Here is a 25,287-nt window from a genome sequence, read left to right on the forward strand (position 1 = left end):
CTGGCCGAATGGCCAGGCTTTTTGTTATATAGATCGAATAATGCCGCCTTCAACTCGTTGAGCTGATCCATTGATCGCTGAAGATAATGGGGATGCGAGGTATGCCACTGTGTTTGCAACTTCTTCTACTGTTGCGAAGCGTTGGATAAGAGATGTTGGTTCATTGTCTTTGAAATAATCTTTCGTAAATTGCTCTAGATCTTTATTCTCTTCTGCAGCAGCGCCTTTCATGAAGCCAGCTACCCCCTCAGTCCAGGTTGGTCCTGGTAAAACGGAGTTAACAGTAACGTTCGTTCCTTTCGTCGTTTCAGCAAGGCCACGTGAGAGGCTGATCATCGCACCTTTTGAAACGGAATATGGAATCATTTGAGAAAGTGGTTTTACTCCCGCTTCACTTGCGATGTTCAACACTCTTCCTGAATTCCTTTCAAGCATAGATGGCAGGAAGTTTCGAGTAAGTCTCACTGCACTGATGACATTTGTTTGGAAATAAGTCATCCATTCTTCATCTGTCACTTGATCGAACGGTTTGACTTCGAACATTCCCATATTGTTAACAAGAATATCTACTGCGCCGTGTTTGTGTACTTCTTCAACAAAACGCTCACTTTCATCCTGTAGTGAAAGGTCTGCTGCAATGCCGTACACCTCTCCGAATGAAGATAGCTCTTCAACCACACTATCTACACGTTCCTTTGAACGACCATTGACGATGACGTTTGCTCCTTCTTTAAGCAATACCTCGGCGATACCTTTTCCGATTCCAGAAGTAGAGCCCGTAACGACAGCTAGCTTATTTTTCATTTGTAAATCCATGATAATCTCCTTTCAAACACCCTTTGTTCCTCGACAACTGTATCAAACAATAATACAGTTGTTCAATAAACTTGCCTACCCTAGGAAAAACTCGCCTACTAAGGTTAAAAAATTCCACAATTATGTACAAAGTTTGTACGAAATGTGTCGAAAAAGTGATAGAAACTTGAGCAACTTTTGACACATTGTGATGTGTATCACATTTTTATTATTGCCCTGCTAGAATAATAGTTGATACTGCGAAGCACTGTCATTAAGCGGTTTTATCAGGTTGAAATTATGATTTTACTATAGAGAAAGAAAGGAAGGTGGCCTTGCGGTGAAGCGAATAAAGTCGATGCTAGCTTTCGCCCTGTTCATGTCTGTCATTGTTCTGAGCGGCTGTAGCAACTTAACTGTGCTTGATCCAAAAGGACCCGTAGCGGAACAACAAGCAAATCTGATTCTTTTCTCCATTGGATTAATGCTGTTTATAGTTGTTGTCGTTTTCGTTCTGTTTACAGTCATACTTGTAAAATATAGAGAGCGAAAAAGCGGACCTGAATATGAACCTCCAGAAATTGAAGGAAATGTATTCTTAGAAATTGTTTGGACGGTCATCCCTATTATTATTTTGATTGCTCTTGCAATCCCAACAGTAAAAACAATCTATGCGTTAGAAGAGCCTCCTGAAGCAACGGCTCACAAAGAACCTGTTGTTATTCATGCGACTTCAGTGGATTGGAAGTGGGTGTTTAGCTACCCGGAGGAGGATATCGAAACGGTTAACTACATCCATATCCCAGAAGATCGTCCTATTTTGTTCAAGCTTGCTTCTGCAGATTCCATGGGTTCATTCTGGATTCCATCATTAGGTGGTCAGGAATATACAATGGCCGGAATGATGACAGAACTTTATTTACAAGCAGATGAACCGGGAGAGTATCGAGGCCGGAACTCGAATTTCACAGGAGAAGGCTTCTCAGAGCAGGTATTTACAGTTACAGCTCAAACGGAAGAAGAGTATGCAGAATGGGTTGACGAGGCACAGGACGCGCCTGAATTAACTCAAGACAAATACAACGAGCTGATGTTAAAAAGTCATACAGATGAAATGACGTTCTCCTCAACGCACCTTAAATGGGTCGACCACGGTATGGATGCAGAATATGCAACAAGAGTAAGGAATGGTCTCCCGTTAGATGAGTATAAAGAAGGAAATTCTCATGGATCTCACGGTGGACATGAGGGTCACGACGAACATAAAGATCACAAAGATCATGAAAGTCATGACAGCCATGAAGGACATGAAAACCATGATGAACATTCGAAATCTGAAGATAAAGGCACTCACTCTGAGTCGCACTAAGGAAGGAGGAAGTCACCATGAAATGGGATGAGTTTTTCGTCACAGGTGATCCACTTATATATGGTGCCGATGTTTCTATTGCGTTAACGATGATCGGCGTCATTTTTGTTCTGACATATTTCAAGAAATGGAAGTGGCTTTGGACAGAGTGGCTCACGACTGTTGACCATAAGAAATTAGGTATCATGTATGTGATCGCTGCAGTACTGATGTTATTCCGAGGCGGTGTAGATGCCCTCTTGATGAGAGCACAGCTCACAGTTCCGGACGCAGGATTCCTGGACTCCACTCACTACAACGAAATTTTTACAACTCACGGTACGATCATGATTATCTTCATGGCAATGCCGTTCTTAATTGGTTTAATGAACGTCGTTATTCCTCTCCAAATTGGAGCGAGGGACGTAGCCTATCCGTTTCTTAACGCGGTAAGCTTCTGGACGTTCTTTATGGGAGCAATGCTCTTTAATATTTCATTCGTTATCGGAGGATCTCCTTCTGCTGGGTGGACAAGCTATGTTCCATTAGCAGGACTAGAGCTGAGTCCAAGCGTAGGACAAAACTATTACTTACTCGGCTTACAGATCGCGGGTATCGGTACATTGTTAACAGGAATTAACTTCCTCGTGACGATACTGAAAATGAGAGCACCTGGAATGACGCTTATGAAGATGCCGATCTTCACTTGGTCAACCTTGATCACATGTGTGATCATCATCTTCGCATTCCCAGTGCTTACAGTAGCTCTAGCACTTATGACATTCGACCGTTTGTTCGGAAGTCATTTCTTTACATTGATGGACGGCGGTATGCCGATGCTATGGGCAAACCTCTTCTGGATTTGGGGTCACCCTGAAGTCTATATCGTTATTCTTCCAGCGTTCGGTATGTTCTCAGAAATTATCAGTACGTTTGCACGTAAAACCATTTTCGGATATAAAGCAATGGTTTACTCAATGGTCGTAATCGCTGGGCTGAGCTTCCTTGTTTGGGTTCACCACTTCTTTACTATGGGAGCAGGAGGAGCAGTTAACTCGTTCTTCTCCATCACGACGATGCTCATTGCCGTGCCAACGGGTGTGAAGATCTTTAACTGGCTATTCACCTTGTATAAAGGTAGGATCCGATTCACATCAGCGATGCTATGGTCACTCGCCTTCATACCAAACTTTGTTATCGGTGGGGTGACAGGAGTCATGCTTGCAATGGCAGCAGCTGACTACCAGTACCATAATACGTACTTCCTAGTCGCTCACTTCCACTATGTATTGATCTCGGGTACTGTGTATGCTTGTTTTGCAGGTCTGCACTTCTGGTATCCAAAAATGTTCAACCATCGCTTAAACGAAAAGCTAGGCAAGTGGACATTCTGGATCTTTGTAGCAGGATTCAACTTATGTTTCTTCCCGATGTACTTCCTTGGTCTTGCGGGAATGCCGCGTCGTGTCTACACGTATGGCGCAGCAGATGGTTGGATGAGCTTGAACGTTCTAGCAACTATGGGTGGTATTCTAATGGGAATCGGATTCTTGATTCTTGTTTATAACATCTACTATAGCTTCCGTTACTCTCCACGTGAGACAACTGGAGATCCTTGGGATGGTAGAACGCTTGAGTGGTCAACTGCAGCACCAATTCCGTTCTATAACTTTGCACATGTGCCTGAAGTTAAAGGACATGACGCTTATTGGATCGCAAAGAAAGAAGGAACAGATAAAATTAAGAAGCCATATAAACCGATTCATATGCCAAGTAACTCTGGTGTACCGGTCATCATGAGTACGTTCTTCTTTATCTCTGGATTCGGTATGGTCTTCTCTTGGCACTGGATGTCGATTGCTGGACTAATTGGAGTACTAGCAACGATGGTGATGCGTTCGTTTGATTATGATAAAGGCTTCTACGTGAGTGTAGAAGAAATTGAAAAACTTGAACAGACTACCAAATAAAGGAGGCGTGACAGATGGATGCAGTTGAACATTCTCCAAATACGCCTTTAGAGTACCAGACGGAAACGGGTCGTCTGAATATTCTCGGCTTCTGGATTTTTCTTGGTGCAGAGATCGCGCTTTTCTCCACGCTTTTTGCGACCTATTTTGTATTAGACGGGCGCACAGCAGGTGGTCCTGTACCGGCAGATCTATTTGAAGTAAAAGGTGTACTAATCGAGACTTTCTTGCTATTAACAAGTAGTTTTACTTGTGGACTCGCAATTCATTATATGAGACGTCATTCATTAAAAGGGCTAGTCCTATGGATTGGGATTACCCTGGCTCTTGGACTATCGTTCCTCGGCTTTGAAATATATGAATTCATTCATTACATTCATGAAGGAGCGGCATTAACGACTAGCGCTTACTGGTCTGCATTTTTCGTACTGACTGGTACGCATGGTGCCCACGTTGCGATGGGTATCGCTTGGATCGCTCTTATCTTGATTCAGTTAAAGCAACGTGGTTTAACTCCAGACACGTCAAGAAAAGTATTTATATCAAGTCTTTATTGGCATTTCCTTGATGTTGTATGGATCTTTATTTTCACAGCAGTTTATTTACTAGGGATGGTGATGTAAGATGGCGAATAACGAGCAAACTCACAGCCATTTCCCATGGAGTCACGTTATTGGATTCGCTCTTTCAATCATCTTGACCTTATTTGCACTATGGGTAGGCTTTGAATCTGGACTAAGCAACACGATGATCATCGTCGTTGTCGTTGCACTCGCGCTTTTTCAAGCGGCTATCCAGCTCCTCATGTTTATGCATATTTCAGAGAGCGAAGATAGTAAGTATCAAGTGGGAACGATTCTATACTCCTTGTTTATCGCGGTTGCAGTAGTAGCCGGTTCGATCTGGGTTATGTCATTTGGTATGGATCATATGCATATGCCTATGTAAGACGAAAACACCGTTCACCTCAAGGGGTGGACGGTGTTTTTATTATTCCATCGAAGATACTTTTTTTGCAGCTGCACGTTCGCGGATAATTGGCAGCGCAAACAGAAGGAATGCAGCTAGGTGAGCAAACAATACATTGATCACAAACAGTGTGATAAAAATTGTATGAGCAGCTGGTGTCATACCTCCGCCAATATAGAAGATGAGAAGAGCCCAGTTGGCAACTATGAATGGCGTGTGGATATATGCAAGCTTTCGATAGTCTTTCCAAAGAAATAATGGCGTTGCTGTAATAACAAATAAGTAAACCATAAATACGTCCATGAGATCCACTCCTTAATTGATACCGCTTTCAAAAGTATTTATAAACTAAACTCAACATTTAATTGTGAATGTTTTGTTACAATTAGTATACCATAAATGTTCGAAAATTCTACACATATTATCGAAACATCAAACGCTTGTTATGATTGTCTAAGGATAAGGAAATGGAGGGAGCAGTCATGAGAAAACTAAATAAGTCTGAAATGATGGATGTCATACGCCTCTCAGAGTATGCGTTTCAATATGATGTACCGAAAGAAGAGCTAGATAAAAAGCTAAAAGCATACAGCGAGCATACTGTGTGGGGAGAGTTTGAAGATGGAAACTTAGCAGCAAAAATCCATATTATCGATCTGCACACGTGGATAGCAGGAAAGCGGTTTGCAATGGGAGGGATCGCTTCTGTAGCATCATACCCAGAGTATAGAAGAGGCGGAAAGGTTGCAAAGCTCCTTCGCCATTCGCTATCAGAGATGAAAGAGAATGGGCAAACGGTATCGTTCCTACATCCATTTAACATCGCCTTTTATCGTAAGTTCGGGTGGGAGATCTTTAGTGATTGGAAGAAAGTCACGCTAAAAAAAGAGGATTTTAAACAACTTCCTGCTGCAAGTGGAACCGTTCGAAGGATTGCAATCGAGGATATGTTCGAGCAGCTCAACCCCATCTACGAGGCGTTCGCTGCTAAATTTAATGGAATGTTAGAACGTGATGATGACTGGTGGAAGACTCGCGTTTATTCTGATGGTTATCAGTTCGCAACGTATCGAAATGGTGAAGGTAAATTGATGGGGTATGTTTTTTACAAAGCGAAAGATCGTAATCTTGAGGTGGAAGAATTCGTTGTCCTCGATGGAGATGCTAGAAGAGGTTTGTGGAACTACTTATGTCAGCATGACTCGATGGTCGATGGTGGAACGCTATTGTTAGACGAAAGCGATCAGCTGCCATACCTACTTCAAAATCCAAAGCTTAAAACGGAAGTAGAACCATATTTTATGGCTCGAATCGTAGATGCTGAAGGCTTTCTTAACGAGTATCCCCTGACCACAGGGGGAGAAACCCTCTTTCTACATGTATATGATGAACATGCAGAATGGAACAATGGCACATTTCTACTTGAAGAAGACAAGGTGAAGGTGTTCCGTGGAGATAACCAGAATAGTTCATGTGCCCACCCGCCAAAGCGAGGGCTTCGCTGCAACATCAATACCTTAACAGCAGTGATGATGGGATATCAAAAGCCAGCATTTCTTTATGAAGCAGGTTTAATCGAAGGACCTGAGCAAGACGTAAGAAAACTTGAAAGAATTGTATCGAATCAAAAAACGAACTTCATGGACTTCTTTTAATAAAAGCAGGCTGTTTAGAAAACCTAAACGGCCTGCTTTAATCGTTTGCCTCACACCGTGCCCTGAAGAAATTCCTTCTCCACGTGTGCTTTAAGTTCTTCTTGGTTTTGTAAATCGAATATCGTGTGCGCTTTTTCGAAATGCTTGATGGATTCCCTTTCTTCTCCATTTAGATGGTGATTAAAGCCAATCTGGAAGTGCAGTTGTCCAAATAAATACATGCTGTTGGTATGGATACAATAATCGATCCCCCGTTTACAGATCGTAATCGATTCATCATGTTCATTATTATTACTAAGGGCTTTCGCAAGATTGTAAAACAACCGTATCTTAACTGTATGATCGAGTACTCGCTTCAAGCGATTATGTTGTTCGATCAACTCTTTATACAATGAAATAGCTAGCGAGAGTTGTTCTGTAAGTAAATAGATGATGCCTTTACTATTTAGAATTTCAATCTCTCTTTCACTATAATATTTGTTCGTATACGTTAGCTTAAATGCCTGGTCGATCATAGAAATGGCGGAATGTGCTTCTTGGTAGAGGTGATACTGACAAATACCGTTGTGCCACATAATGAACTGCTTGAATTCCAAGTTTTGATGATAAAGTGGATTGCGAAGTTCTGTTCGAACGATCTCCTCAACCTTTTTATAGTCAAATTCTTTAATCGCATTTCTTACTTGAAGATAGACTTCATGAACATAATCGATCCTTTCGATCAACGTTCTTTCGAAGAAGTAATTAATATCGACACCGAGTCGATTTGAAAGTTCGTAGAGAGTTGGAGCCAGTGGATAAACGTCCCCTTTTTCAATCTTACTGATCTGAGCCTGAGAGCAAATGCCTCTACTTAATTCCTTTTGAGAGAATCCTCTATATTTTCTTAGGTTCTTGATTTCGATGCCTAGTGCCGCAAACGTCATGGAATCAACCCAATCGTATTTAGTAATGTGATTTTTTCGAGCATTTCAAGAGTACGACAGTGAATTCGCTGAATGTTACCAGATGAATCGATTTCTGACGGAATAAGATCGTTTAAGCAGTCCCCACTTGTGAACCAGTCATGTATGGTCGGTGTTTGATGCGCGACTTCCTTCCAGACTGTTAATTCAGGACTAAAAATACGAGGTCCGGTTTGAACCTCACAATTAGTTAATACCCTTTTCTCACCTGGAATTCCTTCTTTTACATGGTGAAAAAGATGATTCCAGTAGTCTTTTCTAGACCCTGTATGAGGGTGGTGTACGCACCAATCAAGGACCGCATCCGTGGTAGCTTTCTTTGAGAACAGTAGATAGTAGAGATGCTTTCCAAACTTGATTCGCTCTCTTAGATGCGAAAAGTGGTGTACGGTTGCCCCTGATAACAACACGTTCTTTCCATCCTTCATCGGGAACAAGATCGTATTCGTATTCAGTACATCCTGAAGCTGAAACGCTAATGTATTCAAGACAGCAGTTATGAAATGATTATTCTGAATGATGCGGGAATCGATATAGTTTTGTTCATTGATGATTAATGCACTTGTAAGCAAGTGAGGGTCATTGGTTTTCCAATAGTAAGTCCAGATCACTTCCATAAACGATGAAACATGGAGATGAGGCAGTAGGTAAAACAGCGGCTTCGACTGAAGAATACTATATTTGTAGATCAATAGTTGAGGGTACGCATCTTGAAAGATCAACCAGTTTCCCCGTTCTAAAAACGAGAAAAAATCGTCTCCTTTAGAAGGAGAGAGAATGATAGGCAAGTACTCTCCTTTTAAGTCTGTCATCGTCCAACCTGCATTTCTTGAAACCATATGCGCAAGAAGAGACCAGTGAATTTCTTCGTACTCCAAATAGAAACGTAAATATGCGTTTGTCCGAGTGATATTGTCACGATTAGCAAGCTTGGTTTCGGTTCTGATCGCATGTAACACCCTTTTATCTTCCTGTGAAAGCTTCTTAGTCTTTTCTAGGTGAGTTCCTTTGCGCGCTTCTTTTAACTCCTTTATAAGCTCTTTCCAATATGGAGGTGTTTTCTTCTTAGGCATAAGGCTTATATTAGCTAGTAATCTATTCAACGTACACACCTCCCTCACTCTTAAAGTGTATGCTCGAGTTTCAAAGTGAGAAGATGATACGCATATCCTACCTAACTAGAGGTATAGACATCTATACATAAAAAGAAGCTGCCGAGGCTACTCGACAGCTTAGCAATTATAGTTGCACTTGCGCTAGTGCATGTTCTAGCGTCTTGGCAATTTCTCGCATTCCAGAAAGATTACTTACTCTCTCTGCATCTGGGTTGTAATTTGTATTTGTGTTCACATCGTACGTGAATAATTCGCCATCTTTGTTCTCTATGCACTCGATTCCTGCGAAAGTAATACCGTTCGCTTTCAAGAAAGATTCATAGTTTTTCAAAATAGGATGGTCGAAGTCCTTGATGATCTCGAACTTTGGTTTTTCAGTAGTTGGGCAAAACGAATCGCCAACCTGGCAAACGTCTGCTGGGCAAAGTTCAAATCCTTCAGATGTATCTACGCGGACGGCATATAAAAACTCACCGCCGACAAATTCACACCGAGTGATCGAGGAGTCAGGAGATTCAATATAATCTTGGAGAAGCGTGATCCCATCGATCGACTCTTCAAAGTCATCGCTTTCTACATACTGCTTCAATGCATCCTTGCTTTGGAATAACTGGACACCGAGGCCTTTCCCTGCCCGGTTGTGCTTTGTGATGAACGGACCATCGAAGTTGTCGGCTGCTTTGATTAGCGGAGCTTTACCTACGGCGGCAATGGTTTTTGGTGTTGTAATTCCGTGTTGTCTGAGCGCATTGTATTGCGCAACTTTACTTACTTCAAGTGCTAGCGCACGACGATCGTTCAGTACCAAACGTCCGTGGCTTTCAAGCCAGGAGAGCACTGCAGCCGTATATTCAGGCGCATAGCGATGACCTCTTGTGTGTGAAGAAGCGCTCATTCGGTTATAAAAAACTCCTTCTGGAGGAACAGTTGTTAAATCAAGCGATCCCTCGTGTAAAAACCAGTCTTCAAACGGAACTCCGAGTTTTTCTAGATGAACTTTTAAAGGTTCCGTCCATTCTTCATTCTCATGTATGATATAAACCTTTGCACTCATGATATTGCCTCCTCTACGAATGACAGAAATTCCTATAGATTTACTCAAGTATAAAGCAAATCGAGTAAAATTCCTAGCGTGACGGTAGTGAGGCAGATACAGTTTGGCACTGCTCAAAAGAAAGGCTAACGAGTAATCTCGTTAGCCTTAAGTCTACGATTAAAAAGCCCAGTTGCCGTACCTGAAGACCGGTTCGCTCGTACCATCGCTCTTAATTCCATCGATGTCCATTTCTTCAGAACCGATCATGAAATCGACATGCGTCACACTTTCGTTGGCACCTGCTGCTTCAAGCTCTTCTTTCGACATGTTTTTGCCGCCTTCTAAACAGAAGGAATACGCATTTCCGATTGCAAGGTGATTCGAAGCATTTTCATCGAACAAGGTGTTAAAAAAGATCGTATCTACGTTCGAGATCGGGGAGTCGTGGGGCACGAGAGCAACTTCTCCTAGGTATCGTGCACCCTCATCCGTATCGAGTAGATGTTGCAAGGTCTCATCACCCGATTTTGCTTCTGCTTTGACGATGCGTCCTCCTTCAAACGTTAATGAAAACTCTTCGATTACAGTACCACCATAGCTTAGTGGTTTCGTTGAGGTCACGACACCATTAACGCCATGTTTGTGCGGAATCGTAAACACTTCTTCAGTTGGCATGTTCGCGACGAAGTGGTCTCCCTTAACATTTTCACTGATTCCACCTACCCACTGGTGAGCTTCAGGAAGCTCGATCGTTAAGTCAGTTCCAGGTGCACGGTAGTGAAGCTTGCTGTAATGCTTTTCATTTAAGTAATCTACTTTTTGCTCGAGGTTTGCGCTATGTTCTTTCCAAGCTTGAACCGGATCTCCCGTTGAGACGCGCGTTGCGTCAAAGATAGCTCCCCATAACAGCTCTTCTTGCTTATCTTCTGGCGAATCAGGGAAAACCTTAGCAGCCCATTGTTTAGAAGGAACAGCAACAACTGACCAACTGTTGTGATCTGACATGATGTAATCACGGTACTTTTCTAGGGCTTTACCCGCCGTTTTGCTGGCATTCGATATGCGTTCAGGGTCGATGCCTTTCAATAAGTCAGGATTCGAAGAAACGATCGAAAGGAAAGCAGCATCGTTTTCTGCTAGTTCTTCAAAACCTTTTGCCTTCCACATTGGGAACTCTTTGAATGCTTCATCTGGAGCTTTTTCGTATTTGATTCGAGTTAATGTTTCATCATTCCACTCGACGTGTACGTTCTTAGCTCCTGCGTCATAGGCACTTTCAGCAATTCTTCTAACAAAATCAGCTGAAGTAAGCGGTGCGTTTACGACAAGGGTTTGTCCTTTTTGGATGTTAACCCCGACCTTAACGGCAAGGTCAGCATACTTTTGTAAATTTTCATGAAAGGTGGTCATATATAATCTCCTTTATCCGTTTATAATCATACAAGTTCAGTTTATCAGATTTATTGGGAAGCAGTGAATATTTATTGAAAGCGCTATCTTGAAACAAGTTTCTGGAAAAATAGTCGGTGTTCAGGATATCTTATTAGTAAATCCTCTGTATTGGAGTGGTAGAGAATGAATAACCCAAAAAGTGAAGTAGCGACATTTGCCGGAGGATGTTTCTGGTGTATGGTAGAACCGTTCGATGAGCTGCCAGGAATTCAAAGTGTAGTATCAGGTTATACGGGTGGAGAAAAACCGTATCCAACTTATGAGGAAGTGATTTCTAAAGAGACCGGTCATGTGGAAGCTGTTCAGATTACGTATGACCCTGCTATTTTCCCATATAGTAAGCTCCTTGATCTCTTTTGGCGCCAAATCGACCCTACTGATGATGGGGGGCAATTCTTCGATCGTGGTGATACGTATAAAACCGCAATTTATTACCATAACGAGGACCAGCAGACGTTAGCAGAACAATCAAAGACAGCGCTAGAAGAAAGCGGTCGTTTTTCAAAACCAATCGTAACAAAAATTCTTCCTGCAAAACCTTTTTATCCTGCTGAAGATTACCATCAGGATTATCATAAGAAGAACCCTGCTCACTACAATCGTTATAAAAAAGGGTCAGGGAGAAAAGCATTCATCGAAAATAACTGGTCATTTCAGAAGAATGACGATGAGCTTCGTGAGCGGCTAACCGATATCCAGTATGAAGTAACGCAAAAAAATGGAACAGAGCGTCCTTTTCAAAACGAATACTATGATAATGAAAAACAAGGAATTTATGTTGATATCGTTTCAGGAGAGCCCTTATTCAGTTCAACTGATCAATATGACGCGGGATGTGGGTGGCCGAGCTTCACACAACCGATTCACAAAAACTTTGTAAAAGAGAAAAAGGATTTCAGTCACTTTATGATTCGTACGGAAGTACGTAGTAATGAAGCGGATTCCCATCTTGGTCACGTGTTTAATGACGGTCCAGGTGAGAACGGACTCAGGTACTGCATCAATTCTGCAGCGATGAAGTTTATTCCGAAAGAACAGTTAGAGGAAGAAGGCTACGGCGAATATCGTGTGTTGTTTCAATGAGAACATATGATGTCGCAATCGTAGGTGGAGGATTATCTGGCGTTCTTGCAGCTAGAAAATTGGAGGGGCAAGGACTCTCTGTCATTGTGATCGATAAGAGTAAAAGTGTCGGTGGCCGAATGGCAACGAGGCGAATCGATGGTGGAAGAGCTGACCATGGTGCACAATTTTTCACAGTAAGATCATCCGAGTTTCAATCTCATGTCGATGAGTGGAGAAAGAAAGGCTGGGTGGAAAGATGGTTCGGTGAGAAGTACGCTCGATACAAAGGAGTAGAAGGCATGAACCAGCTTGTGAAAAACGTATCCAAAGGCATACCACTGAAGCTTCAATTCAAAGTGCACCACATCATAAAACAACATAACGAGTATGTACTAAGATCAGAGGACGAGAGGGAAGTAAAGTCAAGAGCGGTCCTAATGACCCCGCCAGCTCCACAAACGGCACAGCTTTTAAAACAAAGCGATCTCCGGATGCGTAAAGAGGCGGAGGAAACTCTTCAGAGCTTACGATTTAGTCCTGCGGTCGTTGCGCTGTTAACGGTGAACAAAGAGGAAGAAACGGGGCTTCCTCATTCAGGTCATCAGGATGCTCACTTATCTGAAGGAATTGAGCGGGTGACGGATAGCTATGCAAAAGGGATATCGAATGAGAGAATCATCAGCATCTATGCAACGCCTGAGCGGTCAAAAGCATTGTATGATAATAGTGACGCAACTATCAAAGAGGATTTGCTAAACCTGACATCAACGATTATTCGGCCTGAGACGATTACGGCATACCAAATAAAGAAATGGCGATATGCGCAGGCAGAAAACGTTCATCCAGCACCATTTCTCGCCGTATCAGATGAGGAAGATGTAATCGTAGCAGGCGACGCATTTCTTTACGGAGACGACTCTTCGGGCAGAACAAGGGTAGAAAGCGCAGCGCGTTCAGGCCTTGCAGCTGCAGACGAGTTGATGAAAAGATTGATTGAAACATAGAGAAAACTGCCGTTGTTCGGCAGTTTTTTTTATTATACAGTCTGTGCGCTATCTTTGATGATCGAAGTCACGATATGCTTTGGAGAGTTTTCAAAGAGTGAAAAATAATTAAGAGCGTGAGCAGAAGGAAAGAGCTCTTTTTGAATCTCTGAAGCCGATTTTCCTTCTTGGTATTTTCTAAGTACATCATGTTGCACGGTTTTTAAATACGTTAGCTTTTCCTCTAGACGGTTCCGTCCGTTAGGTATATATCCGGAATGAGAGCAAAACATCGTAGAGAAGTCATACGTTAAGACATTTTCGATCGAATCGATAATACCTGGAATCGACTCAAATGCAAAAATACTTTTCGGTCTGCTCATTACGTATAGATCACCGGAGAAAAGGAGACCTTTCTCCCTCTCGAGAAGAACCACATGATCAGGTGCATGTCCTGGCGTGTGGATGACATCGAACGCATGGTGTTCTGAATGAATCTCATCACCTAGTATTGTTGGGGTGAACGCTTTTCGATTTCCCCAGAACATTTTACGGTAAAAAGGAAGGCTCGGCTTTTGCTCGCAGTACTGTATCCCTGTTGAATGAATGTAGGTCGGTATACCTTTACTAAAGAGGTGTGCATTGCCAGTATGGTCCTCATGATGATGTGTGAGAATGATTTTATCGATCGGTTGTTTTTCAATATACTGTTTCAGTTCATCGTGTAACCTTGCGGGACCTGTATCTATAAGAAGCTGATCCACCAAGTAAAGATAAACGCTCATGGAGATTCCTCCGCGTTTGACAGACCCTTTAATTGCAGTAACATCTTTGTGAGTTGTAACGGTAAGCAAGTTTCATCACGTCCTTTGTTCTTCTACTATTTAGTATAGCGATAACTGCATGAAAAGCTATCTATGACTTTCTTGACATTGGATACCAACCTTTGTATAATTATCTTGAATTCAAGATAAAAGCAACGATTGATAAGGGTGAACATTATGAGTGAATCATTAGACAGAGAATTATCACTAAAGCTGTTTATTGTTATGGCTAGGGCCACTCGATCAGTGACCGATCAAGTGAAGATGGACATTCAAAATCACGGTTTAAATCCAACAGAGTTTGCAGTATTGGAACTTCTATATCACAAAGGTAGTCAACCACTTCAACAAATAGGGGAGAAAATCCTACTTGCAAGTGGAAGTATTACGTATGTGGTAGATAAATTAGAATCTAAAGGCTATTTGAAAAGAAATCCTTGCCCGAATGATCGTCGAATCACACATGCTGTGGTAACAGACGAAGGGAAGGCATTAATGGATCGCATCTTCCCTGAGCATGAGTTGAAGCTTCAGAAAATTTTTGCTGGGCTAGATGAATCTGAAAAAGAAACAGCCATCTCATTGATGAAGAAGCTAGGTCACTATGCGGAGAAGCTTTAAGCTTCTTTCGCCCTTTTATCTCGAATTGAAGATTCTTGAATTAGAGTGTATTTCATGTTTAAAGTTACATTTGCAGGGAAAGTATCTTGAAGTAGAGATAGTTGAGTCCGAGTGATTTAAAAATTTATTTCTAATAGGGAGTGTTCGTAATGAGTACAAAAATTTTAATCCCGTATTACAGTGCTTATGGTCATATTTATCAGATGGTGCAAGCTGTAGCTGAAGGTGCCAAAGGTGCTGGAGATGTAGAAGTAAAGTTAGTAAAAATTCCGGAATTCGATGCGGTTAAACAAGCGATGTCTGCACAGCAACCATACGTTGATGCACAGGAAGCACAAGATAACATTCCTGAAGCGACACATGACGACCTTCGTTGGGCTGATGGCATCATTTGGGGGATCCCGACTCGTTATGGTTCGATGCCAGCACAAATGAAGCAGTATCTTGACTCTGCTGGTTCACTCTGGATGAATGGTGAGCTAGAAGGTAAAGCAACAGCTGTTGTGACAAGTACTGGATCCATTCACGGAGGTCAAGAAACAACTGCAGTCACAACGTTCGTGCCTCTGATGCACTTCGGTATGATCTATGTTGGTCTTCCATATGGTGAGAATCCAGAGCAGCTCACGACTGAGGGCATTGGCGGCTCACCTTACGCAGCATCGACCGTTGCAGGAGCTGATGGATCAAGAACACCTGTAGAAGTAGAATTAACGATGGCTAGCAGACTCGGAGCACGCGTCGCAAAAGTAGCTGGCGCATTAAAGAATATATAATTAGTTAAAACCAGCATCACAGGAAAGCAAGAGGTCTTCATACTCCTACGTTGTAGGGTGAACATAATTCTAGGTTCCTCAACAAACTGCAAACCAGCATCTCACATCGAGATGCTGGTTTTTTTAGTAGATAGTGAATCTGCTTCTTGAAGGACCGTTACTCCTAGAAGTCCAAATAACGTGAATCCAAACGTGTTTACAAAGCCATGAAAGAAGACCATGAGCGGAATCCCGAGAATAACAGCTTCATTCACATGAGCGAAACCGTAAATCATCGCAGAGCTCATCGAAAACAGAAGCGACATGAATGAAATCGATAAAAGCATCTGAACGGAAAACTCTAGCTTTGGCACGAGGTATACGAGACAAAGGACAGCAAAAACGATCAAAGGTGTCACGAACTCCACTACAGAAATGAATTCAAGAACAGGCAATGTGTCTGAGAACGTGATCCCCACTGCAATGAAGGGCGGACCTAACAGTACGAGAACAGCGATAATCGTAAACCATGGCTTTATGTTTGGTGCATATGTAATTAAGTGCTTTCCTAGAAAAGCCATCATGATTGGTGTGACGAATGCTGCATAATGAAAATGAATCGACGTAAGCAGGACGATCACATCACTAAAGTGTAGCACTTGAACGCCTGATCTGTGCAGGACGAGCCAAAAGCCTCCAATGCTAATATACATAAGCCCGAGCTGAATCAATACGCTATTAATTCTGATTTTCTTCCACGTTTGCAAGACCAAGCTAACCCCATAGAGTGCGATGAGGATTGTGGTTACTAGCCACGGTACTGCTAGGATGACAGCGAGTGTGCCTTGTTCTAAAAAGAATGAAGCACCAGCTGAAATAGCAGCTAAAGGCTGCAGTCTGGCTGCATAGCGATAAAAGATATTTTTCTTTTGCTGAACTAAGTGAAGTGTCAGCGGAACGAGAACGAGATAGGCAAACATCAAGAGCATCATCACATACTGCAGCGTATCGATCGGAGTAGTGAGGAGCTTTGTTACTACAAAAGCGACCCATAAAAATAGACCCGCAAAACTACTTGTTTTCATCATGATTTCACCTCTCTTTTAGTGTACGATGAAGAGAGGATAGAAGAAAGAAATTTATGGGAGAGAGAGGCGAAAATAATGGATTCTCAGAAACAAAAACCAGTACTAGGCTTTATTGGTACAGGCGTAATGGGTAAAAGTATGGTACGAAATTTACTAAAAGCAGGTTATCGCACGCTGGTCTACACGAGAACAAAGGAGAAAGCTTCCGAGCTGTTAGAAGAGGGAGCAGAGTGGCAAAGCTCCGTTGCAGAACTTGCTTCTGCTTCAGACGTCGTCATGACGATGGTGGGTTATCCGAGTGATGTGGAAGAAGTTTATATTGGAGATCAAGGCATCATCTCGAACGCACGTCCAGGTTCAATTTTGATCGATTTTACGACATCGAGTCCAGCCCTAGCTGAAGAAATCTATCAACTCGGCCTCTCGAATAAGCTATATACCCTCGATGCTCCTGTTTCAGGTGGAGATGTCGGTGCAAGAGAAGGAAGATTGTCTATCATGGTAGGCGGAGAACTAGAAGTATTCGAACAAGTTGAGGACATTTTTAACGTAGTGGGTGAAAATATTGTTTTGCAGGGACCAGCAGGAGCAGGACAGCATACGAAAATGTGCAATCAAATCGCAATTGCTACGAACATGATCGGTGTATGTGAAGCGATCGTCTATGCTGAAAAGGCTGGGCTAAATCCTAGGACGGTTTTGAAGAGTATCGAGTCGGGGGCTGCAGGGAGCTGGTCTTTAAGTAACCTTGCGCCAAGAATGATTGCTAACCAGTTGGAACCGGGCTTCTACGTGAAGCACTTTATAAAAGATATGACCATTGCGCTCGAATCCGCAAAGCAGATGGGAATGTTAACGCCGGGACTGGAGCTTTCTAAGAAATTGTATGAAGACTTAGCAGAAAGAGGAGGAGAAGATAACGGCACGCACGCTCTCGTTACGTTGTTTCGAGATGAATAGGAACCTGTATCGCACAGGTTCCTATATTTGAGAAGGGAAGTTTCAACGTAGTAACGAATATACTGATACGAGTTTAGTATTTTCAGGGAAATAATCGTTGTAGCGTTATTTTTTCTTTGATTTTCGTTCAATTTCTTCAGAAACGACGTAAGCAAGATCGTCGTTTCCGTAAAGAGAGAGGATACTTAAAACAGTTTGGTCAGGTATATGCTCGGATTCTTCTTTTGCAACGATCAGTTCAAGACTTTGTTTTAGTGCCGGGTTTTTTATTTGGTCAGGATAAGCCGTTTCATAGAGTGATTCAGGGTTTAAATCGTTATTTACACACCACTGTGCAAATACAAGAATCATCATATTTTCATCACGCTGGTAATTTTCAATTACTTTTTTTTCTATGTCTTTACGGTCCAATGAGAACCCTCCGTTTCCCTAATCTACCGTTAGTGTACTCGGACTAAATGGGCATGACAAGAGTAATTACTCATTTCATATCATAGATAGCTAGGATTACCCCAAACTAGCCGATGGAGGGAACGATATGAACAATAAGGAAGTACGAAGCTGGATGATGTACGACTGGGCGAACTCTGCATTTGCCACAACGATGATGGCAGCAGTCTTGCCGGTATTTTACTATGATGTTGCAGCTAAGAATATAGACAAAAGTCTAGCTTCTTCTTACTGGGGGTACTCTCAATCGATCGCTGTCTTGATCGTTGCTATTCTAGCTCCATTACTCGGTGCAATCGCTGACTATTCGAATTCCAAAAAGAAATTTCTCCGCTTCTTTGCTTATATGGGTATTCTTTCAAGCATACTCATGGCGTTTGTTGGGGAAGGTGGGTACCTTTTAGCATCTCTATTACTCATTTTAGGGACGATCGGGTTTTCTGGGAGTAACGTCTTTTATGACGCGTTCCTACCTGAAATAGCGAAAGAGGGAGAAATCGATCGGATATCTGCTAGAGGGTATGCATTTGGGTATATCGGTGGTGGGATCCTACTTCTTATTAATCTATTGATGATATTAAACCCTTCTTGGTTCTTTTTACCGAATACACTCGTAGCGACACAGGTCTCTTTTGTGACTGTAGGATTGTGGTGGTTTTTCTTTTCCATACCCATGTTCAAGAATGTGAAAGAAGAGAAGAAGACGCAGCCGCAATTAAATGGTTCATATTTGACCATAGGGTTCAAACGGGTTGGAACGACGTTCAAAGAAATCAATCAATACAAACATCTCCTAATCTTTTTAATTGCTTTCTGGCTATATAACGATGGGATTTCGACAATCATCAAAATGGCAACGATCTACGGTCGCGACATTGGAATCAATGCGAATGATCTTATTGCCGCCATTTTAATCACTCAGTTCGTCGGGATACCATGTGCGTTTTTCTTTGGATGGTTGGCGAAGAAGATCACGCCAAAAAAAGCGCTGTTGTTCTCACTTTGGATATATGTCGTCATCGTTTTTCTGGGGTACTTCATGAGTACGGCTCTCCATTTCTATATCCTTGCTTTTATGGTTGGGTTCGTGCAAGGAGGGGCACAGGCTCTTAGCCGTTCCATTTTCGGAAGTATGGTGCCGGAGCATCGTCATGCAGAGTTTTACGGATTTTACGGTATCTCAGCAAAATTCTCTGCAATATTCGGACCTTTCTTATTCGCATTTATCGGGCAGCTAACCGGATCTAGTCGTCTCGGAATATTCTCGATCGTCTTCTTTTTCATAGCAGGGATCATTCTGCTGCATAAGGTGAATATCGACAAAGGGAAAGCAGAAGCGAGGGAAGCGATGGTTCAAGATGGCATACACCTATAGAAAACGCCTTTTCCCAATGAATGGGGAAAGGCGTTTTTTATACGATCGGGCTAAAGTGTTTGAGTGGTAGAGGGAGCGTGCAGTCCTTCCCTGTATCATAGGAGCGGTTACCGATCAGGTCCTTTAAATCTCTCGTACAATTTTCCTCGTTGTGCCAATAGTCATGAATGAGAGGGAGAATCGTTGTCGCCTCATCGGTTGCCTGTTCAAGAAGTTCTTCGAAAGTTGCGCTCGACTTCTCTTCTTTCACAGAAGGATGGAGCCATTCGTTGCCTTCTTCATTTAGATAGTCCTCATCGCCCACTTCTTTCCTATATGAAAAAGAGGACACCTGTTTCCTCAGCACTTTGTTTTTCCAGCCGTATGGATCGAATAAGAGCCTTAGTGCAAGGACCATGTCGTGATAAGATTGCTCGATGTAGCGAGCGGGCATACGAGCTGCGCTCTCGGGATAAAATCGCTGAACAAGCTCAGAAAGCATCTGTTCGATTGGAGTGTAAAGCGAAGGACCGATATCGATTTCTTTGTAGACGGGTGTTTTCCATGTATCGATGTCTTTATATTCTTTCATCAAGAGTGTATCGATGATGATCTCGAGACGTTGGTGCTTGTTTCCTTCAAGTCCTGCTCGATAATGAATGTATGGATGAGTATTGCGGTCAAGGATATGGTGAGTAACGAAACCAAGAATATAAGCCTGCAGACGCGCATCTCCATTTCTTCCGTATTCGATCATATCGATTAGGAATGGACCACACTCTTTTTTATGAAGAACCTCACCGATCTCTTGAACAGGTGTTTCTTTCCATGGCCAAAAATTATGATAGAAAAAAGGGTCCGGCCCTTGAGCTCCAAGGCGAAAATATGGGAGGTGGCATTTGATCGAATTCCACAGGCCGGATTCCGTCATCGCATCTTCTCCGAACAGGATATGCGTCCAAACATTCGGCATCTGTATGTCCCCTCCTATTGAAGTCTTTCTTCTATTATACCTGAGATAGACCTGTCTTCTTGCTATATTTGTAAAGAAAAATTTGCGGAGGGTTGTCAAAGGTTGTCTAGCTTGATAAAAAATGAAAAACCCGGTCACAGACCGGGTTTTAGATTACTTCAAGAAAATTTTTTCGATGTCATCAAGTGTTTTGTTTGCTGAAATAACGCCGCCTGACGTGTTCCAGATAGCATCGCTCACTTCATGAACATTTCCTTCTTTAACAACTTCGAGGTTGTTCCATAATGGATCGTTCGTCCATTCTTCTTCTGTTGAGTTAGCTTCACCATCTCCAGCTTCATAAGTGAAGTAGAAGAGGACATCTCCGTCCATTTCTGGGATGCGTTCTTTTGTTACTTCTTCAGCAAAGTCTTCTTTTTGCTGTGATTCAGGTCGAGCAAAGCCTAGCTGTTCTAGAATTACACCTGAGAATGAATCTTTATAGTAGATTCTTGTTGTTCCTGCAAGGAAACGAACAACAGAGACTTTTTTGTCTAGTTGCTCACCAAGTTCAGAGCTCATTGAATCGATACGCTCATTATAAGCGTTCATAACTTCTTTCCCTTTGTCTTCCATGTTCATTGCTTTTGAATAGAAGTTAAAGTTTTCTTGCCAGTCGCCTTTCAACGTTTCAGAGAAAACAGTAGGAGCGATTGAGCTTAGTTGATCATAAACAGCTTCTTGACGTAGCTTGTTACCGATGATGAGATCAGGTTTAAGAGCAGCGATTGCTTCAAGGTTAACTTCACTTTCTGTTCCAACTACTTCGACGTCTTTCATATCTTCAGAGATATGTTCGTACCAAGGATCCCCTAACCAAGATTGAACGGCACCAACTGGTGTTACACCTAGTGCAAGAAGAGCTTCTGTCCCTTCATTTGTTAGAATAACGACTTTCTCTGGTTCAGCAGGCACTTCGGTTTCACCCATTGCGTGTTCCACTGTACGAGTTTCTGAGCTTTCAGAAGAGTCATCTCCTGTTGATTCCTGGTTATTTGTATTTCCTCCGTTAGTTCCACAAGCTGCAAGGATCATCATGACTGCTAGTAACGTAATCATCCATCCTTTTTTAAGCATAGCTTGTACCCCCCTTATGTAGAATTGATAATCATTTTCATTTACGATGTTTATGATACTTAATTGTCAAACATGTGTCAACATTTAATTGATAGTGATTCTCAAAATCATTGACACGCTTTCAAACTTTTTCTACACTTAATTTGGAAGGTTTAGAAAGGGACTAATAAAATGACTAGCATAAAACCTATGACGTTAAGGTGGCTGGGAATTGCTTTTGGAGTAATTATCGTAATGATCTTGATGGCGATGAGCGTTGTCTACGGTCTAACGAGCATTTCCTGGGAAACGGCCTGGAAGTCATTCACTAAATTTGATGGAAGTAATGAACATATCATTATAAGAGAAAACCGCGTGCCACGAGCTTTTATAGGAGCGACGGTAGGAGCTAGTCTTGGGGTAGCTGGTGCACTGATGCAGGCGATCACACGAAACCCTCTTGCATCACCTTCAATATTAGGTGTGAATGCAGGAGCGAGCTTTATGATCGTCATTGCAGTGACGTTTTTTTCTGTGTCCTCACTCACAGTGTTTAGCTGGCTAGCATTTTTAGGAGCAGCGGTTGCTTCAGTCATCGTGTATGCGCTTGGATCATTAGGAAGAGAAGGTCTTACTCCAATGAAGCTAACGCTCGCTGGGGCAGCGATCGCTGCGATGTTCTCTTCTCTAACACAGGGGATGCTCGTACTGAACGAGAAAGCGCTAGAAGACGTTCTTTTTTGGTTAGCAGGATCTGTTGAAGGACGCAGTCTTTCCATTCTAATTTCGGTTTTGCCTTACATCTGTATCGGCTTGATCGGCTCCATTCTGATCAGTTCAAAAATCAACACACTCGTTATGGGAGAAGATGTTGCGGTTGGGCTTGGACAGCGAACGCTTCTTGTAAAAGTGATGGCAGCCATCTTTATCGTCTTGCTTGCGGGAGGATCGGTTGCGATCGCGGGCCCCATCAGCTTGATCGGAATCGTCGTACCCCATCTAGCGCGCTATGTTGTAGGTTTTGACTATCGCTGGGTGATTCCATACAGCGCTATCTTTGGGGCAGTTCTCCTGTTACTAGCAGATATTGCAGCACGGTATGTCATCATGCCACTAGAGGCACCTGTTGGGGTGCTGACCGCTGTCATCGGAGCTCCGTTCTTTATCTATATCGCTCGAAGGGAGTTTACAAAGCTATGATGAAATATGCTTCCTTCAGAACGAAATTATTTTCATATTTAATCGATCGAAGAGCAGTGTGGATGACATTCATCCTCGGTTTATTCGTTATCTTAGCAGGGCTGATCAGTATAGGAGTCGGTGAGATCTTTATGACGCCTGTTGAAGTTGGAAAAGCGCTTTTTGGATATGGAACTGAGATGAATGAACTCGTAGTAAAACAGTTTCGTTTTCCTAGAGTAGCCATGGCGATCCTTGCAGGTGGAGCGTTAGCTGTTTCTGGAGCCATTCTGCAAGGGATGATACGGAACCCGCTCGCTTCACCAGATATACTAGGGATCACATGGGGAGGAGCTCTTGCAACGATTGGCTTCTTGACGATTTTTAGCGATCGAGCAAACGCCCTTACTGTCAGTATCCAATGGCTGCCTCTTGCTTCATTTATTGGTGCAATCGCAACTGGATTTCTCGTGTTCGTTCTCTCATATAAAAATGGGATCTCTCCAATCAGGCTTGTGTTGATCGGAATAGGGCTTGCCGCCGTTCTTCAAGCACTCACGACGCTTCTCATGATTGTTGGACCTATTTACAGAGCCTCAGATGCAAATATATGGATTACAGGGAGTGTTCATGGGACGAATGGGAAGGATGTTCTCACTCTTCTCCCATGGGTCGCGATATTACTACTCGTGTTGATGGTGTATTCAAGGCGCGTTAACCTCCAGGAGCTAGGTGACGATGTCGCAAAAGGCGCAGGGGCCATTCTCATGAGAGACCGAATCGTTCTTTTGTTTATCAGTACTGGGCTTGCTGGTGGTGCAGTCGCATTTGCAGGAGGAATCGGCTTTGTTGGCTTGATGGCACCACACATTGCAAGAAAACTAGTCGGGGCGTCCTTTGGTGTCCTCGTTCCTGCCTCAGCACTGGTAGGAAGTATGCTTGTCATCATTGCGGATTTGATCGGTAGGACGCTGTTTTCACCTCTAGAAGTTCCAGCGGGTGTGTTTACAGCAGCGATCGGAGCCCCTTACTTTGTTTACTTACTCTATCGCTCTAGAAACTTATAAATTGACGAGGTGAAAGCCATGTATGCTTTGCAGACAAAAGACCTTACATTGGGATACGGTGAACATACCGTTATAGAAGATCTGAATTTGCTTATTCCTGAAGGGGAACTGAGTGTATTGATCGGTGCGAACGGATGTGGGAAATCAACGCTACTGAGAAGTTTAGCGCGTCTCTTAAAACCACATTCTGGTGGAGTTGTGCTTGATGGAGAAGCAATTTCAAGCATGCATACGAAAGAGATCGCACGTAAGATGGCTATTCTTCCTCAAGGTCCGGTTGCACCTGAAGGTCTTACTGTGCTTCAACTCGTCAAGCAAGGGCGCTATCCATATCAAAGCTGGTTGAATCAGTGGAAGGAAGAAGATGAGGAAGCCGTCCAGAGAGCATTAAAGTCTACGAATCTTGAAGAATTAGCAGAGCGGAGCGTTGATTCTCTGTCAGGCGGACAGCGACAGCGAGCGTGGATCGCGCTGACACTCGCTCAGGATACAAATATTATTCTGTTAGATGAACCAACAACGTACCTCGACCTTGCTCATCAGGTCGAAGTGCTGGATCTCTTGTTTGAATTAAACAGACGCGATAACCGTACGATCGTTATGGTTCTGCATGACTTGAACCTTGCGTGCAGGTATGCAGACCACATTATCGCAGTGAAAGATAAAGGGATTTATGACCAAGGAAAACCTGAGGATATTATATCAGTCGACCTTGTGAAGGATGTATTCGGACTGGACTGCAACATACTAGAGGATCCGCTCTTTGGGACGCCATTATGTGTACCACATGGAAAGGGGAGAAACATTCATGCTAGCCAAACCGCAAACGTTTAGTAATGAAGAAAAGGCGATACTTGAGAAGCTAAGACTCCATGTGGGAGTGGACCCTTCAGCTACCGGTCAACTCGGAGAAGTGACAGATCTACTAGATGCAGATCATCTGAAACGTTTCCTTCAGAAACTTGTAGATGAAGGTCACTTTCCTTCCTTGATCGTCGCAGGATCGCAGTTTGTAAAGCGATATGCATTCATGCTTCTCGTCCCTTTCTTGTATTCGTTCACGAAATGGAATAAGCCTATTGTCGCTGGGCCAGAAATGCTTAAGTACAACGTCGATACAAGTACGACACCATGGATGATGAACTTTGTTCTGCCGAATGACACGATGAGTAAATCAGCAACGAGAAGCGAGATGAGAGCAAAACTTGCTGATGAGTTGATCAATAAAAACCTTGCTCCACTTATCGAGACCATCGTAGGATCTACAAAACTTTCACCTACGATTCTATGGGAAAATGCTGCGATCTATTTATTTTGGTTGTACGAAACGGAGCTTCAGAAGGATGCAGGCGAAGAACAACTAGCTAGGATCCAAGAAGATTTTCACTATCTACTAAAAGAGTTTCAGTGCACGAGCTTTACGTGTGGCGTGAATCCATTCATTCAATATCACACAGAAAAAGAAGAAACAGCGAACGGCAAACAACGCTTTCGAAGAACCTGCTGTCTTTTCGATCAAGCGTCAGATGACGGCCGCTGCTGCAAAACATGCCCTAAGATGAAGTGAC

Annotated in this window: 26 protein-coding genes; 15 read left to right on the top strand and 11 right to left on the bottom strand. The window is 42.8% G+C overall.

The features are described from left to right. Nucleotides 1–24: 24 nt before the first annotated feature. Entirely contained in the window at nucleotides 25–816 is a 792-nt protein-coding gene (locus ACXAEY_RS00860) for an SDR family NAD(P)-dependent oxidoreductase (RefSeq protein WP_474809823.1), read from the bottom strand. Nucleotides 817–1,153: 337 nt separating this feature from the next. Between ACXAEY_RS00860 and qoxA the strand changes: the two genes are divergently transcribed. The 4 genes from qoxA to qoxD are packed head-to-tail and all read left to right on the top strand — an operon-like array spanning nucleotide 1,154 to nucleotide 5,061. Continuing rightward, nucleotides 1,154–2,164 carry a cytochrome aa3 quinol oxidase subunit II gene (gene qoxA, locus ACXAEY_RS00865; RefSeq protein ID WP_474814693.1) on the top strand — a complete coding sequence of 337 codons (1,011 nt, stop codon included), beginning with the start codon at nucleotides 1,154–1,156 and terminating at the stop codon, nucleotides 2,162–2,164. A gap of 17 nt (nucleotides 2,165–2,181) precedes the next feature. After that, a complete protein-coding gene (gene qoxB, locus ACXAEY_RS00870) occupies nucleotides 2,182–4,113 on the top strand; it encodes a cytochrome aa3 quinol oxidase subunit I (protein WP_474809825.1) in 1,932 nt (643 codons plus the stop codon). Between the two features lie 14 nt (nucleotides 4,114–4,127). Beyond that, nucleotides 4,128–4,736 carry a cytochrome aa3 quinol oxidase subunit III gene (gene qoxC, locus ACXAEY_RS00875; protein ID WP_270180531.1) on the top strand — a complete coding sequence of 203 codons (609 nt, stop codon included), beginning with the start codon at nucleotides 4,128–4,130 and terminating at the stop codon, nucleotides 4,734–4,736. 1 nt (nucleotide 4,737) lies between these two features. After that, a complete protein-coding gene (gene qoxD, locus ACXAEY_RS00880; RefSeq protein ID WP_270180530.1) occupies nucleotides 4,738–5,061 on the top strand; it encodes a cytochrome aa3 quinol oxidase subunit IV in 324 nt (107 codons plus the stop codon). A 42-nt stretch (nucleotides 5,062–5,103) separates the two neighbouring features. Here the strand turns inward: qoxD and ACXAEY_RS00885 are convergent, their stop codons facing one another. Beyond that, nucleotides 5,104–5,385: a spore morphogenesis/germination protein YwcE gene (locus ACXAEY_RS00885; RefSeq protein ID WP_270180529.1), complete on the bottom strand. Its 282-nt coding sequence runs from the start codon at nucleotides 5,383–5,385 to the stop codon at nucleotides 5,104–5,106. A gap of 179 nt (nucleotides 5,386–5,564) precedes the next feature. On the opposite strand from ACXAEY_RS00885, the gene ACXAEY_RS00890 reads away from it, so the two are divergent. Further along, the gene (locus tag ACXAEY_RS00890; RefSeq protein WP_474809828.1) at nucleotides 5,565–6,737 is read left to right on the top strand and encodes a GNAT family N-acetyltransferase; all 1,173 of its coding nucleotides are present in this window, start codon (nucleotides 5,565–5,567) and stop codon (nucleotides 6,735–6,737) included. A gap of 50 nt (nucleotides 6,738–6,787) precedes the next feature. Here ACXAEY_RS00890 and ACXAEY_RS00895 read toward each other — a convergent pair whose 3' ends face one another. The 4 genes from ACXAEY_RS00895 to ACXAEY_RS00910 form a co-directional block, all read right to left on the bottom strand. Then, nucleotides 6,788–7,663 carry a helix-turn-helix domain-containing protein gene (locus ACXAEY_RS00895; protein WP_270180527.1) on the bottom strand — a complete coding sequence of 292 codons (876 nt, stop codon included), beginning with the start codon at nucleotides 7,661–7,663 and terminating at the stop codon, nucleotides 6,788–6,790. Further along, a complete protein-coding gene (locus ACXAEY_RS00900) occupies nucleotides 7,660–8,805 on the bottom strand; it encodes a DUF2515 family protein (protein ID WP_474809831.1) in 1,146 nt (381 codons plus the stop codon). Before ACXAEY_RS00900 ends, ACXAEY_RS00895 begins: the two co-directional genes overlap by 4 nt. Before the next feature lie 136 nt (nucleotides 8,806–8,941). After that, nucleotides 8,942–9,871 carry an ATP-grasp domain-containing protein gene (locus ACXAEY_RS00905; protein WP_474809832.1) on the bottom strand — a complete coding sequence of 310 codons (930 nt, stop codon included), beginning with the start codon at nucleotides 9,869–9,871 and terminating at the stop codon, nucleotides 8,942–8,944. A gap of 159 nt (nucleotides 9,872–10,030) precedes the next feature. After that, the gene (locus tag ACXAEY_RS00910) at nucleotides 10,031–11,263 is read right to left on the bottom strand and encodes an aminopeptidase (RefSeq protein WP_474809834.1); all 1,233 of its coding nucleotides are present in this window, start codon (nucleotides 11,261–11,263) and stop codon (nucleotides 10,031–10,033) included. Between the two features lie 165 nt (nucleotides 11,264–11,428). On the opposite strand from ACXAEY_RS00910, the gene msrB reads away from it, so the two are divergent. Together msrB and ACXAEY_RS00920 are read left to right on the top strand one after the other, a co-directional pair. Then, nucleotides 11,429–12,388, top strand: a complete 960-nt coding sequence (msrB, locus tag ACXAEY_RS00915) for a peptide-methionine (R)-S-oxide reductase MsrB (protein WP_270180523.1) — start codon at nucleotides 11,429–11,431, stop codon at nucleotides 12,386–12,388. Further along, nucleotides 12,385–13,374 carry an NAD(P)/FAD-dependent oxidoreductase gene (locus ACXAEY_RS00920; RefSeq protein WP_474809836.1) on the top strand — a complete coding sequence of 330 codons (990 nt, stop codon included), beginning with the start codon at nucleotides 12,385–12,387 and terminating at the stop codon, nucleotides 13,372–13,374. The genes msrB and ACXAEY_RS00920 overlap by 4 nt, the downstream gene beginning before the upstream one ends. A 32-nt stretch (nucleotides 13,375–13,406) precedes the next feature. On the opposite strand, the gene ACXAEY_RS00925 is transcribed toward ACXAEY_RS00920, so the two are convergent. Continuing rightward, the gene (locus ACXAEY_RS00925) at nucleotides 13,407–14,138 is read right to left on the bottom strand and encodes an MBL fold metallo-hydrolase (protein WP_474809838.1); all 732 of its coding nucleotides are present in this window, start codon (nucleotides 14,136–14,138) and stop codon (nucleotides 13,407–13,409) included. A gap of 216 nt (nucleotides 14,139–14,354) precedes the next feature. Between ACXAEY_RS00925 and ACXAEY_RS00930 the strand changes: the two genes are divergently transcribed. Further along, nucleotides 14,355–14,798 carry a MarR family winged helix-turn-helix transcriptional regulator gene (locus ACXAEY_RS00930; protein WP_270180520.1) on the top strand — a complete coding sequence of 148 codons (444 nt, stop codon included), beginning with the start codon at nucleotides 14,355–14,357 and terminating at the stop codon, nucleotides 14,796–14,798. A gap of 149 nt (nucleotides 14,799–14,947) precedes the next feature. After that, nucleotides 14,948–15,574 (top strand): NAD(P)H:quinone oxidoreductase, encoded by a 627-nt coding sequence (gene wrbA / locus ACXAEY_RS00935; RefSeq protein WP_270180519.1) that lies wholly within the window; start codon nucleotides 14,948–14,950, stop codon nucleotides 15,572–15,574. A gap of 101 nt (nucleotides 15,575–15,675) precedes the next feature. Here wrbA and ACXAEY_RS00940 read toward each other — a convergent pair whose 3' ends face one another. After that, the gene (locus ACXAEY_RS00940; protein WP_474809841.1) at nucleotides 15,676–16,641 is read right to left on the bottom strand and encodes a YndJ family protein; all 966 of its coding nucleotides are present in this window, start codon (nucleotides 16,639–16,641) and stop codon (nucleotides 15,676–15,678) included. Nucleotides 16,642–16,677: 36 nt separating this feature from the next. Here ACXAEY_RS00940 and ACXAEY_RS00945 point away from each other — a divergent pair, with 36 nt between their 5' ends. Beyond that, nucleotides 16,678–17,601: an NAD(P)-dependent oxidoreductase gene (locus tag ACXAEY_RS00945; RefSeq protein WP_474814695.1), complete on the top strand. Its 924-nt coding sequence runs from the start codon at nucleotides 16,678–16,680 to the stop codon at nucleotides 17,599–17,601. A gap of 105 nt (nucleotides 17,602–17,706) precedes the next feature. Here the strand turns inward: ACXAEY_RS00945 and ACXAEY_RS00950 are convergent, their stop codons facing one another. Beyond that, nucleotides 17,707–18,012: a hypothetical protein gene (locus ACXAEY_RS00950; RefSeq protein ID WP_270180517.1), complete on the bottom strand. Its 306-nt coding sequence runs from the start codon at nucleotides 18,010–18,012 to the stop codon at nucleotides 17,707–17,709. Nucleotides 18,013–18,139: 127 nt separating this feature from the next. Between ACXAEY_RS00950 and ACXAEY_RS00955 the strand changes: the two genes are divergently transcribed. Beyond that, nucleotides 18,140–19,426 (top strand): MFS transporter, encoded by a 1,287-nt coding sequence (locus ACXAEY_RS00955; protein WP_270180516.1) that lies wholly within the window; start codon nucleotides 18,140–18,142, stop codon nucleotides 19,424–19,426. Nucleotides 19,427–19,463: 37 nt separating this feature from the next. Here the strand turns inward: ACXAEY_RS00955 and ACXAEY_RS00960 are convergent, their stop codons facing one another. Both ACXAEY_RS00960 and ACXAEY_RS00965 read right to left on the bottom strand, forming a co-directional pair. Further along, nucleotides 19,464–20,378, bottom strand: a complete 915-nt coding sequence (locus tag ACXAEY_RS00960; RefSeq protein WP_270180515.1) for a zinc dependent phospholipase C family protein — start codon at nucleotides 20,376–20,378, stop codon at nucleotides 19,464–19,466. Between the two features lie 153 nt (nucleotides 20,379–20,531). Next, nucleotides 20,532–21,494, bottom strand: a complete 963-nt coding sequence (locus tag ACXAEY_RS00965) for an ABC transporter substrate-binding protein (protein WP_270180514.1) — start codon at nucleotides 21,492–21,494, stop codon at nucleotides 20,532–20,534. 171 nt (nucleotides 21,495–21,665) lie between these two features. On the opposite strand from ACXAEY_RS00965, the gene ACXAEY_RS00970 reads away from it, so the two are divergent. The 4 genes from ACXAEY_RS00970 to ACXAEY_RS00985 are packed head-to-tail and all read left to right on the top strand — an operon-like array spanning nucleotide 21,666 to nucleotide 25,286. Next, complete coding sequence (locus tag ACXAEY_RS00970) at nucleotides 21,666–22,673, top strand: FecCD family ABC transporter permease (protein ID WP_270180513.1); 1,008 nt, start codon at nucleotides 21,666–21,668, stop codon at nucleotides 22,671–22,673. Continuing rightward, on the top strand, nucleotides 22,670–23,719 hold the full coding sequence (locus ACXAEY_RS00975; protein WP_270180512.1) for a FecCD family ABC transporter permease: 1,050 nt from the start codon (nucleotides 22,670–22,672) through the stop codon (nucleotides 23,717–23,719). The genes ACXAEY_RS00970 and ACXAEY_RS00975 overlap by 4 nt, the downstream gene beginning before the upstream one ends. Nucleotides 23,720–23,737: 18 nt before the next feature. Then, complete coding sequence (locus ACXAEY_RS00980) at nucleotides 23,738–24,553, top strand: ABC transporter ATP-binding protein (RefSeq protein ID WP_270180511.1); 816 nt, start codon at nucleotides 23,738–23,740, stop codon at nucleotides 24,551–24,553. Beyond that, complete coding sequence (locus ACXAEY_RS00985) at nucleotides 24,528–25,286, top strand: IucA/IucC family C-terminal-domain containing protein (protein WP_474809845.1); 759 nt, start codon at nucleotides 24,528–24,530, stop codon at nucleotides 25,284–25,286. Before ACXAEY_RS00980 ends, ACXAEY_RS00985 begins: the two co-directional genes overlap by 26 nt. Nucleotide 25,287: the final 1 nt, after the last annotated feature.

This window comes from Anaerobacillus sp. ABA4_114 (genome assembly GCF_056159065.1).

What these genes read in the sequence shown, in the direction of transcription:
- ACXAEY_RS00860 (WP_474809823.1), bottom strand. Translation starts at nt 816, where the DNA reads ATGGATTTACAAATGAAAAATAAGCTAGCTGTCGTTACGGGCTCTACT.
- qoxA (WP_474814693.1), top strand. Translation starts at nt 1,154, where the DNA reads ATGCTAGCTTTCGCCCTGTTCATGTCTGTCATTGTTCTGAGCGGCTGT.
- qoxB (WP_474809825.1), top strand. Translation starts at nt 2,182, where the DNA reads ATGAAATGGGATGAGTTTTTCGTCACAGGTGATCCACTTATATATGGT.
- qoxC (WP_270180531.1), top strand. Translation starts at nt 4,128, where the DNA reads ATGGATGCAGTTGAACATTCTCCAAATACGCCTTTAGAGTACCAGACG.
- qoxD (WP_270180530.1), top strand. Translation starts at nt 4,738, where the DNA reads ATGGCGAATAACGAGCAAACTCACAGCCATTTCCCATGGAGTCACGTT.
- ACXAEY_RS00885 (WP_270180529.1), bottom strand. Translation starts at nt 5,385, where the DNA reads ATGGACGTATTTATGGTTTACTTATTTGTTATTACAGCAACGCCATTA.
- ACXAEY_RS00890 (WP_474809828.1), top strand. Translation starts at nt 5,565, where the DNA reads ATGAGAAAACTAAATAAGTCTGAAATGATGGATGTCATACGCCTCTCA.
- ACXAEY_RS00895 (WP_270180527.1), bottom strand. Translation starts at nt 7,663, where the DNA reads ATGACGTTTGCGGCACTAGGCATCGAAATCAAGAACCTAAGAAAATAT.
- ACXAEY_RS00905 (WP_474809832.1), bottom strand. Translation starts at nt 9,871, where the DNA reads ATGAGTGCAAAGGTTTATATCATACATGAGAATGAAGAATGGACGGAA.
- ACXAEY_RS00910 (WP_474809834.1), bottom strand. Translation starts at nt 11,263, where the DNA reads ATGACCACCTTTCATGAAAATTTACAAAAGTATGCTGACCTTGCCGTT.
- msrB (WP_270180523.1), top strand. Translation starts at nt 11,429, where the DNA reads ATGAATAACCCAAAAAGTGAAGTAGCGACATTTGCCGGAGGATGTTTC.
- ACXAEY_RS00920 (WP_474809836.1), top strand. Translation starts at nt 12,385, where the DNA reads ATGAGAACATATGATGTCGCAATCGTAGGTGGAGGATTATCTGGCGTT.
- ACXAEY_RS00925 (WP_474809838.1), bottom strand. Translation starts at nt 14,138, where the DNA reads ATGAGCGTTTATCTTTACTTGGTGGATCAGCTTCTTATAGATACAGGT.
- ACXAEY_RS00930 (WP_270180520.1), top strand. Translation starts at nt 14,355, where the DNA reads ATGAGTGAATCATTAGACAGAGAATTATCACTAAAGCTGTTTATTGTT.
- wrbA (WP_270180519.1), top strand. Translation starts at nt 14,948, where the DNA reads ATGAGTACAAAAATTTTAATCCCGTATTACAGTGCTTATGGTCATATT.
- ACXAEY_RS00940 (WP_474809841.1), bottom strand. Translation starts at nt 16,641, where the DNA reads ATGATGAAAACAAGTAGTTTTGCGGGTCTATTTTTATGGGTCGCTTTT.
- ACXAEY_RS00955 (WP_270180516.1), top strand. Translation starts at nt 18,140, where the DNA reads ATGAACAATAAGGAAGTACGAAGCTGGATGATGTACGACTGGGCGAAC.
- ACXAEY_RS00960 (WP_270180515.1), bottom strand. Translation starts at nt 20,378, where the DNA reads ATGCCGAATGTTTGGACGCATATCCTGTTCGGAGAAGATGCGATGACG.
- ACXAEY_RS00965 (WP_270180514.1), bottom strand. Translation starts at nt 21,494, where the DNA reads ATGCTTAAAAAAGGATGGATGATTACGTTACTAGCAGTCATGATGATC.
- ACXAEY_RS00970 (WP_270180513.1), top strand. Translation starts at nt 21,666, where the DNA reads ATGACTAGCATAAAACCTATGACGTTAAGGTGGCTGGGAATTGCTTTT.
- ACXAEY_RS00975 (WP_270180512.1), top strand. Translation starts at nt 22,670, where the DNA reads ATGATGAAATATGCTTCCTTCAGAACGAAATTATTTTCATATTTAATC.
- ACXAEY_RS00980 (WP_270180511.1), top strand. Translation starts at nt 23,738, where the DNA reads ATGTATGCTTTGCAGACAAAAGACCTTACATTGGGATACGGTGAACAT.
- ACXAEY_RS00985 (WP_474809845.1), top strand. Translation starts at nt 24,528, where the DNA reads ATGCTAGCCAAACCGCAAACGTTTAGTAATGAAGAAAAGGCGATACTT.